Origin of the sequence: Paenibacillus sp. NPDC093718, assembly GCF_050279985.1 — a bacterium.
In the GTDB taxonomy this organism is placed as follows: domain Bacteria; phylum Bacillota; class Bacilli; order Paenibacillales; family Paenibacillaceae; genus Paenibacillus_AQ.
Window position 1 is genome coordinate 22,040 of record NZ_JBNNUS010000003.1, and the last position, 12,016, is coordinate 34,055.

The following is a 12,016-nucleotide window of genomic DNA, read 5'->3' on the forward strand; positions in this document are numbered from 1 at the left end:
GGCACCCTCCCGGTTTAGCGCTGCTTGCTTTCAACATGATTCTTGTAATTCGAGGGCAGAATCCCGGTTGTCAGCTTAAACTTATGGATAAAATAGTCCGCGTTCGGGAACCCGACATAGAGCGCAACCTCGGAAACCTTCATTCCGCTCCGTTTCAGCAGCAGCTTGGCCTCCTCGATCCGCTTGTCATTCAGGTATTCCTTGAACGGCTTGCCTGCATGCTTCTTGAACAGCTGTCCCAAATAGGTGGCGTTCATATGGAAATGTCGTGCCAAATCCTGAAGCTGAAGCCTGCTCCGATACTCCCGGTCGACATACTGAATCACTTGAAAAATGGTATTGTGTTCGTTAAGCTTGCTTAACTCTTCCAGCTGCGAAGCGGCCTCAAACGCGAGCAACCGCATATAATTCTTCAACGGTGCTTTATGGCAAGTATCACTCAGATGACCAAGATTCCTTTGCAGCCGGTCCATGAATAGATCCGGATCTCCATTCATCTCCGCGATTCTTCGACACAGCTTTAATTCCAGATCGGCCAAATCGGCTTGAAGAGCCCTCAGATGGAGGAGATGATCGGTCATGGCCGCAAAAATCCGCGCCAAGCATGACTCGATGGACGCATGCTCCCCCGCCATAATCACGGAAAGCAATTCGTCCATCCATCCGAAGGGAAGTCCCCGGAGCCGCTCGGCTCCTCTCGGCTCTTGGTAACAAAACACTCCGCTTCTGCCTTGGCTTCGCTTATCGTCGCGCACCTCCGAGCTTTGCCTGTAAAGCTTTCCGATTGCCTGGATTCCTCCCCCTGTGCCGCTTAACGCCACGATAACCGGCCCTTCAAGCTCCCGGGCCAGAGCAGACTGCAATTGCAGCGCAGTCTCCATAACCTCATCCGGGGTCGAATGCTCGACATGCAGCACCACTCCGATGCTCCCGCTATTGTCCTGGAAGCATCCCAGCAAGCTCGGGAGCCCGTAATCGTCCATCCATTCGATCCAATCCACTCCCGTTTCAGTAATCCCTGTTTCAATCAATAGGCACTGCAGCAGCGGCTCGCCCTGGATTTGCATCGCTTTGCTGGCTTGCTCGGCCAAATCAGGGCTCAACTCGTCCCGAATGAACCGGTTCAACAAATAATGGACGGCAAGGCCAGCTTTCTTCCGGTAGCTGCGTTCAGCGTCTCGTTCGTCCTGGATCTCATGGCTGAGCTTGGCTAGCACAGCCTCGATCTCCTCGTCATCAATCGGTTTCAGCAAATACTCGGCGACCCGTTGGCGCATGGCTTCATGCGCGTACCCAAAATCATCATATCCGCTCAAAATAACGAATTTCGGAGGAAGAGGCAGTATCCGTTTGCTGTGCTCAATCAATTCCAGGCCGTTCAGGACTGGCATGTGGATATCCGTCATCACCAGCTCGGGCTTCAACTGTTCCATTAACTTTAGCGCTTCCGGAGCGCTCAGAGCTTCTCCGCATATTTGAAATCCAAACCGGTTCCAATCGATCATGGTTCGAAGTCCTTCCAGAACCCATGGTTCATCGTCCACCAGAAGTACATTGAACAATACCCTCGTCCCCCTTCATGATATGTTAGATGTAAGCGTACTCATTTTACCTTATACTACCATACTAGTATATCTGTGAGAATATACTGCAGCTCCTCTGCTTTATATTGGTATCCTGGTCAGAACACAAATAACCCGTAAGCGGGTTCCTATACAAGAACTCCGCTTACGGGCTGCTTAAGCTCGCCTACCCCTTAATCCCGGATAAAGTAACGCCTTCAATAATATATTTCTGCCCTATGATATACACGATGAGAACCGGGACGAGCGCAATGGAGGCCCCCGCCATCATCAGTGTCCAATCCGTTGAATACATGCCCCGGTACAAATTCAGCATCATCGGCACGGTAAACTTATCCGTGCTGCTGAGAAATATCAGCGGGTTAAAAAAGTTGTTCCACATCCCGAGAAAGGTAAAAATCCCGAGTGCCGATAAAGCCGGTTTGATTAGAGGAATCATGATCCGGGCGTAGATCGTCCAGCGATTCGCGCCGTCCACGATGGCGGCCTCTTCCATTTCCTTCGGAATGCCTCTGAAGAATTGCCGGAGCAGAAACACCCCGAAGGCGTTCAGGAGCGCAGAAGGGACGATAATCGCCAGATGCGTATCCAGCCATCCGATATTTTTCATGATCAGATAAAGCGGAATAATGGTCACTTGTCCCGGCACCATCATGGTTGCCAGAAACAGAATGAACAGCGGCTCCCGGAACGGGAACGTGATTTTGGCAAAAGCATAAGCCGCCATGGAGCAGGTTACCAGCTGTGAAACTACGACGATTATATTGATGTAGAAGCTGTTGAAATACGCACGCCCGAACGGCAGCGCCGTCAGCGAATCCTTATAATTGGACCAGATGAACGGGTCCGGAATCCACTTGGGCGGCACGACGAATACTTGCGACAAATCCTTGAGCGAGCTCAGCACCATCCACACAAACGGCAAGGCCATCATGCAGGCGCCTAGGATCAGCACGATATGCAGCACCACGGTGGACATCCTCAATCCCCGATGTATCATTCATTTTCCCTCCTTCCTAAAGGTTCGACCGTCAGTCTTCGTAATGCACCCACCGTTTGGACATTTTCATCTGGAACAAGGTAAGCGACAGAATCATCACGAACAGGATGACCGCCGACGCCGTGCTCTTGCCAAAGGTAAAGTCCGCAAAGGCCGTCTCGTAGATGTGATAGACAAGCGTATAGCTGGCCTTCGCCGGCCCGCCGGAGGTCATGACAAACGACTGGTCGAACACCTGAAAGGAACCGATGATGGACATGATCGTTACGAAAAAGGTCGTCGGGGACAGCAGCGGTATCGTAATATGGATCAGCTGCTGCCATTTGCCGGCGCCGTCAATCTCGGCCGCCTCGTAATAACTTCTCGATATACCCTGAAGCCCGGCAAGGAACAGCACCATGTTGCCTCCCAGTCCCATCCAGACGCTCAGCAGGGCAATCGAAGGCATCACGTACCTGGAATCCGTGAGCCAGGAGGGGCCCGTTATCCCGAACCACTGCTGCAGGTACATGTTAATAAGGCCGAAGTCGGCGTTGAACAGCCACATAAACACAACGGCGACGGCAACGGACATCGTAATGTTCGGCATGAAGTAAATCAGCCGGTACAGAATCTTCCCGCGAACCCGGTTCAAGCCTACCGCTACCAGCATGGCGAGAACGATGCCTGTCGGTACCGACAAAATCGTGTAATACACCGTGTTCACCAGTGCGATATGGAACTCCTCATCCTGAAGCTGGGACACGAAATTTTGGAGACCGATAAACTTCTTGGCTCCCATGCCGTCCCAGTTCATCATGCTGATGACAAAAGCCGAGATGAGAGGGACCAATGAAAAAGCGATCAAGCCGATCATCTGGGGAAAGATAAAAAAGTAGCCCCATAAACCGTCGGACGTCTTGCTCTTTAAGGTCGTTCTCCTCTCCGGAAACCGCTCCGGAGAAGGAGCGGCTCCGGAGCTTCCTGCAGGCTGCATGTTCATTTCATCTCACCGTTCCTCCCCAGAGCTGGATCAATTCTTGCCGCTCTTGTAATCCTGAATTTTCTTGTTGGCCATATCCTGAATATCCTTCAAGGAGCTTTCCAGATCCTGATCTTTCAGCCACAACGCCTCGAACTTGGACGTAATATCCTGGCTAAGCCCGGGAATGCCGGCCTCGAACGGAGTCAGGGAATACCCGATCTCACGAGCGTCCAGGAATAACTGGGCATGCTCCGGCAGATTGCCTTCCAGCACCACTTCATCCGTTCCCTGTACCGACGGGACGGCATTACCGCCGCCCTGCAGGCGGAAACGTTGACCCTCTTTACTTACGTACTCGGAGAAGAAGGTGTATGCCGCTTCCTTATTCTTCGATGCCTTGTTCATCACCATGTATGCGGTCGGGATACCGGCCGGCTCGATTTTATTGCCGGTATTGGTTGGCCATGTGACCACGTCATATTCAAGCCCTTGATTCTTCTTGAACAGCGGCAGGTACCAGCGGCCTGCAGCAACGAATCCGACCTGGTTGGACATAAACATGGCATCCCCGCCCTGCCCTTTGGGAAGCGTGCCGGAGAAAGTAATGTTTTTGGATTTCACGTTGTCGTACAGGAAGCGGAACGCCTCCATCGCCTTCGGATCCGAAGCCGCTACGAAGTTCCCTTCGTCGTCGTACACCCGGCCGCCGTTGGAAGTAACCCAGCTGTGATAGCTGTTCCAGGAGTTATCCAGCACGTAGCCGTACTTTTTACTGTCCCGGATCTTGTCCGACATTTCCTTGAATTTGTCCCAGGTCCACTGTCCGTTCGCCTGAAGATCGGCTGGATTCTCGGTGATCCCTGCTTCCTTCAGCACCTTCTTGTTGTACCACAGCACCATCGGATTACAGTCCACCGGCACCCCGAAGGTCTGACCATCCCGCACGGCTGCGCCCCACAAGCCTTCAAAATAATCTTCCTTCTTGATCACGCTTTCCGGTGCGTCCATATACGGCGTCAAATTCTCAATGCTCTGATTCTCGATCAGTTTCACGACCAGGGCGTCCCCTGCATAGAAGATATCCGGGGCGGTCCCTCCTGTTAATTGGGTTAATATTTTCTGATCATACTCGCCCGGAATCGGAATAAATTCGACCTCAATGTCCGAGTGATTCTTATTAAAGTCCTTCGTGAGTTCCTGAAAGCGGGTAAGCTCGCCGGGATTTCCCCAGGTCGCCCATTTGATCTTGACCTTCTCACCGCTTCCGGACTCCCCACCTTCTGATGTTCCACCGCCTCCACACGCTTGGAGTATGGATGATAGTAGAAGAATGATTGCAAGCAATGACCCTCTCACCTGTTTCCTTGTCATTTCATTTCCTCCATTCAAACCAGATTTGGACTCGCTGGCAAGCTCTTGTAAACGCTTTAATTATAAAATTTTGACAAAAAGCTTTTGAACGGATTTTGTTCCGAAAAAGTGGATTCTTTTCCGATCCTATGAAATTCCCCTTATTTCCGATGCTGTCCCTGGTACTCCGCGGGCGTCATGCCTACCATCTTCTTGAACAATTTGCTGAAGTACTTCACGTCATTAAATCCGGAGCGATCCGCCACTTCATACACGCGCAGCGATGTTGTGGAGAGCAGCTCCTTGGCCCGTTTCAGCCGCAGATCAATCACATAGTCAATGAAGTTGTGTCCGGTGACGCGCTTAAACATTTCGCTAAAATAGTTGCGGCTTACGGCCACTTCGTCCGCCACCTCCTGCAGGGAGATCGGCTCGGAAAAGCGCGCCTTAATATATTGAACGGCCTGCAGCACGATCCGCTCATGCAGCGTGGATTCTGGTAAGGGGTGCCGCATAGCCTCCTCACGCAAGGTATGGAAGCCCTGGAGCACCAGCTCTTTCACTTCCTCCACCGAACGAAGCTTGCCCACTTCCCCGATCTGCGGAAGCGGCGGGCCGCCGGGAAGATAAAACATAGCGAGCAAGCTCAGAAGTTCCTCTGCTTCCCGGAGGACCTCCGGCTTCTTCATCCGCCCGGGCTGCCAGTGCTGCATGACCGACTGCAGCCGCTCTTCGGTTTTGACCATGTTTCCGACCGCCAGGGCGGCTCTTAGGGCCTGCATTTCGGAAGCAGACGTCTTCTGGGCCGAATCGGCATCGGTAAGAGGGAGCTCCTCTGCCCGAAGAATCTGTCGATCTCGATGGAAGAAGAGGCCCTCCAGGCTCTCGCTAGCTTCTCGAAACGCTTCCTGCAGCTTATCCATGCTGTTATATCTCCTGCTGAGCCCGATGGTGCATCGGATCGGCAGATGGATAGCCGCTTCGTGCTCTAAAACCTGCCGATCTGCTTCGTCCCTTAACGGCAAGCATACAGCGATCCGGTCCGTCTCCAGCCGAACTGCAAGCGCCTCCGGCACCTGGTCATATAGCTGTTCCATTAACCGCTCGATCTCGTCATGCCAATCCTTGTGCTGCACCCCGGCCGCGCCAGTCCCTGGATCAGAATCAAGCTGGAGCACGGCCAGCATATAAGCGCCGTTAAGATTTCGTGCTTCCAGGCCGGCGATTGCGCCCGGCTCTCCGGAAAGCGCCTGAAAGAGCATTTTCTCGGCGGCCTTCTTCTTATTCAGCCGCTGCTGCTGCTCATGCTCGGTCAGAATCCGCTGCATCTGCTTCTCCTCTTCCAGCTTCAGACGCATGTGATCAAGCACGGCACCCAGAGAGTCCGCATCCAGCGTCGGCTTGAGAATATAATCGGAAGCGCCAAGCCTTATGCCTTCACGCACGAATTCGAAATCGCTATGACAGCTGAGCAGCAGTACCTTTACCCAAGGACAAAGCTCCCTTGTCCGACGGGTCAGTTCCAACCCGTCCATGACCGGCATCGCGATATCCGTGATCAGAATGTCCAGATCCCCTTTTACGATCCACTTCATGGCCCGCTGTCCATTCGAGGCCTCGCCCACTAGCCGGTAACCGTATTTCTCCCAGTCGAAGGTCGAGCGCAGTCCCGTACGCGCGATCGCTTCGTCATCCACGAGCAGCACTCTGTACATAATCGTCCCCCCTTTGTCTCGCAAACGTGATCGTGACCCGCGTTCCTCCGCCTTCCGGGCTTTCCACCCATACCCCATATCTGCTGCCGTAATACAGCTGAACCGTTTGGTGAACATGACGCAGGCCGATATGAGTCATGCCATGCTTGGAGTGATCCTGCTCATAGGACAGCAGTCCCTCGATTCGTTCAGGCTTAATGCCGATTCCATTGTCCTCGATCCGCACCATAACATCCTGATGCTGCGATGTTATCCTGATCTGAATGACGCCCCCTTCATCAAGCGGGGCAATTCCGTGAAAGATCGCATTCTCCACGATCGGCTGCAGCAGCATCCGGGGGACATAAAGGCCCTCCATCTCCTCGGGGCAATCGACCCTTAACTCGATTTGGTGGTCATAGCGGTAATTCTGGATGATCATATATTTGCGGAGCAGCTCCAGTTCATCGCCAAGGCGTATGAACACCCCATTGCGCTCCAGGCTCCCCTCCAGCAGATGAACAAGGGCCGTAACCGATTGATCCACGTCATTCGTCCGGTTCAGCTTGGCCATCCAGCGGATCGAGTTCAGCGTATTGTAGAGAAAATGGGGATTGATCTGATACCGCAGCGCCCGGATTTCGGCTTTTTTCTTCTCGGACTCCTCCGCGGCGATGCGCCGGATCAGGAGGTCGATCTGCTCTATCATTTTGTTGAAGCTTCTGCCCAGCTGACCGATCTCGCTGGGTCCTACATTCTTGCTGCGGACCGATAAATCGCCTGCCTCGCTTCTGCGCATCAAGCGGCTCAAGTGAACGAGCGGATTGCCGATTTTCCGCGTCATGAAATAACCCATGCCGATCGCTGCCAGAATCGATCCGAATACAATCCAGACCGTGAAGCTCCGGATGCTGGCGGAATCGGCCGTTAGTTCCTTCAGCGGCACCATGCCTACCACATGCCAGCCGTTGTTCAGGCGCGAGGGGATCATCAGCGTTTTGTTGTTGTTCAAGTTATACTCCGTCAAACCCGAGGGCAGCTTGATCCGGGACTGCCTCCCGTACATCGAAGGATCCGGATGATAGAAGTAACGATTCTCGTCATTGGCCACGTACATATACCCCGTGTCCCCGAACTGGACGTGGTTTAATTCATCAATCAGGACATCCCCCATAATCTCGATAAACATGACCCCGACAATCTCCCCTGTATCCCAGCTCCGAATCGCCCGGCCTAGTCCGAAGACCGGAAATCCCATTCCCGTTTGCTTCAGGTAGGAGGTATCCGACAAGCCGAACCATACCGCCTGTCCGTTCGCCTCCAGTATCGATCGATACCATGGAGAATCCCACTGGTCCGGGATGGACATCAAGGAATCGGCACTGAGGACCGAATTGTTCCGCTGCACGTCAAACACGTATACGTCCAATATCTCCGGCGAGTTAATCATGATGGAGGTCAGCAGGTCCTTTCCCTCCTTCACCTTCAACGTCAGGTCATACTTACTGATATCCTGATCCTCTAGTATGCCGTGAACCACCTTGCTGTTCAGCACCATCATCGAGGAGTCGTCCAGCTTCTTGAAGAACATGTTCAGCTTGTCACTGACTTGGGTGATGGTGAGGGAAGCCACTTTACTGACCTGTTCCTCCACGATCGAGGCCGATTTGTTATACGACAGGAACCCCATAATGAGAACCGGGAGTGTTGTGCCGATGAAAAAAAACAAAAACAGTTGAGTGACAATGGAATGAAGACGATGATATCCCCGCATACAAGCTCCCTCCGTTTCATAAAATGAAAACTGCGAACCTTTTACGATAGCGCTTACATAACTATTCGACCTTCTTTCTTCTTCCTTTTCACCTTCTGCCTTTCCCTTACCTCCTTCTCTAACATCCCGCTCCGGAGCACCATGAAGATCCTGTTGTATCCCTCGCTCCCGGGTGTAATCATCGTATTATGTTTTCATGTCGATGTCCCTAAGTCCATCTGCTTATGTTTGGACTGCGCAAATAAAAAAAAGATGGACCCGAAAATCTCGGGTCCATCTCTTTATATGTGGATATAATGCCGCCTTCTAGGCTTAGTAAGCCAGTGTAAACAAACCGTTGATGTGGGACAGGTAACGCATGTTACTTGCTTCTTTCATCAAGGTTGCAGGCAGACCTTTCAATTGGGTCTTGTTAGCGCCAATGGTACCGATGGCATCTTTACGTCCCAAGCTGCCGAGCGTACCGGAGAATACCGGTGTGAACGAAGCTGGTGCGCCGCCATTCAATTGAGCGAAGATGTTGTAGCCGATCAGCTCGCCCATTTGCCATGCGAGCTGTGCCGTTGGCGGATATGGACGGCCTTCCGGTCCCATAACCACCGCGCTGTCGCCGGCAACGTATACGTCAGGATGGGAAGCGGATTGCAGGAATTCGTTGACAACCGCACGTCCGCGGTTGACTTCGATGCCGCAGTTAGCCACAACGGAGTTGCCCTGTACGCCGCCAGTCCATACCAATGTGCTGGTTTCGATCGTGCTGCCGTCTTTCAGTTCAACGGTTGTACCGTCCATTTTGGTAATCGGCAATCCGGTCAGGAAGTTCACGCCGCGTTTTTGCAGGCTTGTTGTCGCGCGGTCAACCAGTTCGGCAGGGAAGCCCGGCAGAATGGAAGGAGCTGCTTCAACACAATAAAGCGTGATTTCTTGTGGGTCGATACCGTATTTGCGAGCCAGCTCGCTTCTCATATCGGCATATTCACCAACAAGCTCAACGCCTGTCAAGCCACCGCCGCCAACCACGATGGTAGCGTCCGCTTTGTTTTTCGTTTTGCTGTATTCCGCAATGCGGGACTCCACATGAGCACGCAGACGATTAGCATCGTTCACGGACTTCAGAATGAAGCTGTTCTCTTGCAGTCCCGGAATGCCGAAGAATGCCGTTTCGCTGCCCAGTGCGATAACCAGGGCATCATAGGTGAAGTTTCCGCCGTCATCGAGGGAAACCGAACGCTCATCCGGCTTGATTTCCTTAACGTTGCCGATGCGCAGGTCAACGTTCGCGCCGCGCAGAAGCTTGTCGAGCGGCAAAGCTACTGCTTTCTCTGCGATGTTGCCTGCTGCCAGACGGTGCAATTCCGTAATGATCTGATGGGTTGGGAAACGGTTGATCAGCGTGATTTGTGCAGCAGCACCAAAATGCTCGCGTGCAGAAAGCGCACTAAGCAAGCCGCCATAGCCTCCGCCCAAAATTAAAATATGTTTAGACATGACCATCCTCCGTTCTTCGTATGATTTATGGATTAACGCTTGTTTTGTTGGTCGCGCTCGTTAAGAACGTCCAAAAAAGCCTGAGCATAGCGAAGACCCTTTTGAACCTGAGGATCTTTCAGCATTTTCATCAGACCAAATACGCCGATCTGAGCTTGGTCGCCTTGAGCGTGTACACGGTCTCCGGCTTCGATGGCTGCAGATGCAACGCTTTTTGCTGCTGTCGTGATCGGCTTCGCGAATCCGCTAAGGGAAGCCATAGTGTCTTCCGCAAGCACGGGATCCGTAGCTACGGATTTACCGAAGTCATAAGCTTTGGTCATGACGGTCAGCATTTCCGTAAGTTTTGGAAGATTGTCCACGAGAGTTGTGAGGGATTCCTGAACCTCGGGCTTGAGCAGTTGTTCGAGCAGCACATCAGGACGGCTGGACGCCGCAGCTTCTTGGTTTCCTACAACATTTTCCGGAGTTTCGGACGGCTGTGGAGAAGATGTTTCTGTCATAAAGAATTGCCTCCTTTTCTTTAAGTGAATTCCCAAGATGAACTTGGCGACGATCGAACCGGCTAGCTTTAATTTTGGGATAACCGGTATCTATTATGCATCACTTACAAAAGTGCGAACTTATGGGTGACTCACTATCGCCAAAAATAAAGCAGGGGGAAACTTCCCCCTCCTTTATTCGGAAACAATCTTAGGGATTGTGATAAATATCTCTAAGTACTAGTCTATAACTTGTGAAGCATAATTACAAACATAAAATGCAATTTTCGACTACAAAGTTAGAACGCGATACTCGCTTTCTTCATATGTAACTCTTGTAACAGGGCGGCCGGAAAAGTCAAGCGCTTCCCGAAGCGGAATCCAAGCGGTACCGCCGATTAAATGAACATCCGAAGACACCGGTTTGCCCCCTGTTTGCATGGGGAATAGCAAGCCACCCACCGGGTCGGCTTCCCAGCGATTCCCTGCCAGCGTCACATGCACGGTCTTGTTGTGAGACTTCCAGGACACGCTTCCGCCGAGCCGCTCCACCAGGGATCGCAGCGGTACCATCAACCGGCCGTCCACCATTTTGTATTCACCTGCCGCGAACGCAGTCTCCATTCCTCCGAATTCCACAGCCAGCGTTCTCCCGGTCTCAAATAGCGCGGCGTTGGCTGTGACATGCTCGCGAATCCACTGCTTTGAAGGCTGCGAAGCCTTACGTGCACTCTGCTGGGCACGGAATTGAACAGGCTGGATCTCCGGCGACAATACGTCAAAGGCATAGCCTTGCTTTTTATAATAGGAAATAATATCCGGCAGGGCCTTTACGCTTTCAGCATGCCCTTTACCGTCATGAAGAAGCACGATCGCCTCATTGCCGTTCACTTTCGTGGTCGCCCCCTTTACGATGTCCTTAGCCGGGACGCCCCTATTCCTGGAATCGCCGCTGTCGACGTTCCAATCGAATACATGATATCCCCCCTGCTTCATGTATTGAAAATAGGCTTCGTCAAAATGTCCGGCCGTCCCCCCGGGAGCTCTGACCAGCTGCGGCCGTTCCCCTGTAATCAAACGGATGATTTCCTCCGTTTTCTTAATCTGCCCCCAGAAATCCTGAAAATGCCCGTAGAGCTCGTCATAACGATGATCATATGTATGATTCCCAATCACATGGCCTTCCTCATAGATGCGGTTGATAATTTCGGGACGGGTCTCCGCCTCCTTGCCCAGTACAAAAAATGTGCCTTTAATTCCTTCCCCCTTCAAAATATCCAGAACATCAAGCGTCAGATCCGATGGCCCGTCGTCAAATGTCAGGTATACCGTTTTGTCATTTTGTTTCTTATATTGAACAGGTGCGGCGTTCATTTCCGATGTATTCTTGAATGCAGTCGTGACGATTGGCTTGCTGGGCTCTTCCGGCTTCACCTGTACATCCTGCCGAGTTACTGTCATTGGCGCCGATGCCAGAGGAGCCTGTTCCACATATATGTCTATCGGCCGCTGGACCTCAAGCCCCATACCGATCATAATCAGCAATGCCAACACGCCGAAAAATACCGCAATTGATGTTACCCGCACCATATTTTTCATTATCAACTCTACCTCCATCGTTTCTATGAGTTCGGCTTCCTGATAGATTATATGGAGGGCGTTTCAAAAAAAGACTAGGATT

Annotated in this window: 9 protein-coding genes; all 9 read right to left on the reverse strand. The window is 52.2% G+C overall.

All coding sequences use genetic code 11. From position 1 onward, the window contains the following. Positions 1–14 precede the first annotated feature (14 nt). Entirely contained in the window at positions 15–1,562 is a 1,548-nt protein-coding gene (locus ACQKPA_RS09980) for a response regulator transcription factor (RefSeq protein WP_427491765.1), read from the reverse strand. Between the two features lie 187 nt (positions 1,563–1,749). Beyond that, positions 1,750–2,583 (reverse strand): carbohydrate ABC transporter permease, encoded by an 834-nt coding sequence (locus tag ACQKPA_RS09985; RefSeq protein ID WP_427491767.1) that lies wholly within the window; start codon positions 2,581–2,583, stop codon positions 1,750–1,752. A 31-nt stretch (positions 2,584–2,614) separates the two neighbouring features. Beyond that, the gene (locus tag ACQKPA_RS09990; protein ID WP_009591117.1) at positions 2,615–3,565 is read right to left on the reverse strand and encodes a carbohydrate ABC transporter permease; all 951 of its coding nucleotides are present in this window, start codon (positions 3,563–3,565) and stop codon (positions 2,615–2,617) included. Positions 3,566–3,595: 30 nt separating this feature from the next. Continuing rightward, positions 3,596–4,918, reverse strand: a complete 1,323-nt coding sequence (locus tag ACQKPA_RS09995; protein WP_427491770.1) for an ABC transporter substrate-binding protein — start codon at positions 4,916–4,918, stop codon at positions 3,596–3,598. A gap of 140 nt (positions 4,919–5,058) precedes the next feature. Continuing rightward, positions 5,059–6,612 carry a response regulator gene (locus ACQKPA_RS10000; protein WP_427491772.1) on the reverse strand — a complete coding sequence of 518 codons (1,554 nt, stop codon included), beginning with the start codon at positions 6,610–6,612 and terminating at the stop codon, positions 5,059–5,061. Next, a complete protein-coding gene (locus ACQKPA_RS10005; protein ID WP_427491774.1) occupies positions 6,587–8,365 on the reverse strand; it encodes a sensor histidine kinase in 1,779 nt (592 codons plus the stop codon). Before ACQKPA_RS10005 ends, ACQKPA_RS10000 begins: the two co-directional genes overlap by 26 nt. A 312-nt stretch (positions 8,366–8,677) precedes the next feature. Then, complete coding sequence (locus ACQKPA_RS10010; protein ID WP_427491776.1) at positions 8,678–9,853, reverse strand: NAD(P)/FAD-dependent oxidoreductase; 1,176 nt, start codon at positions 9,851–9,853, stop codon at positions 8,678–8,680. 32 nt (positions 9,854–9,885) lie between these two features. Continuing rightward, positions 9,886–10,356 (reverse strand): DUF1641 domain-containing protein, encoded by a 471-nt coding sequence (locus tag ACQKPA_RS10015; RefSeq protein WP_194540930.1) that lies wholly within the window; start codon positions 10,354–10,356, stop codon positions 9,886–9,888. Between the two features lie 270 nt (positions 10,357–10,626). Then, positions 10,627–11,934, reverse strand: a complete 1,308-nt coding sequence (locus ACQKPA_RS10020; protein ID WP_427491779.1) for a polysaccharide deacetylase family protein — start codon at positions 11,932–11,934, stop codon at positions 10,627–10,629. Positions 11,935–12,016: the final 82 nt, after the last annotated feature.

What these genes read in the sequence shown, in the direction of transcription:
- ACQKPA_RS09985 (WP_427491767.1), bottom strand. Translation starts at nt 2,583, where the DNA reads ATGATACATCGGGGATTGAGGATGTCCACCGTGGTGCTGCATATCGTG.
- ACQKPA_RS09990 (WP_009591117.1), bottom strand. Translation starts at nt 3,565, where the DNA reads ATGAACATGCAGCCTGCAGGAAGCTCCGGAGCCGCTCCTTCTCCGGAG.
- ACQKPA_RS09995 (WP_427491770.1), bottom strand. Translation starts at nt 4,918, where the DNA reads ATGACAAGGAAACAGGTGAGAGGGTCATTGCTTGCAATCATTCTTCTA.
- ACQKPA_RS10000 (WP_427491772.1), bottom strand. Translation starts at nt 6,612, where the DNA reads ATGTACAGAGTGCTGCTCGTGGATGACGAAGCGATCGCGCGTACGGGA.
- ACQKPA_RS10005 (WP_427491774.1), bottom strand. Translation starts at nt 8,365, where the DNA reads ATGCGGGGATATCATCGTCTTCATTCCATTGTCACTCAACTGTTTTTG.
- ACQKPA_RS10010 (WP_427491776.1), bottom strand. Translation starts at nt 9,853, where the DNA reads ATGTCTAAACATATTTTAATTTTGGGCGGAGGCTATGGCGGCTTGCTT.
- ACQKPA_RS10015 (WP_194540930.1), bottom strand. Translation starts at nt 10,356, where the DNA reads ATGACAGAAACATCTTCTCCACAGCCGTCCGAAACTCCGGAAAATGTT.
- ACQKPA_RS10020 (WP_427491779.1), bottom strand. Translation starts at nt 11,934, where the DNA reads ATGAAAAATATGGTGCGGGTAACATCAATTGCGGTATTTTTCGGCGTG.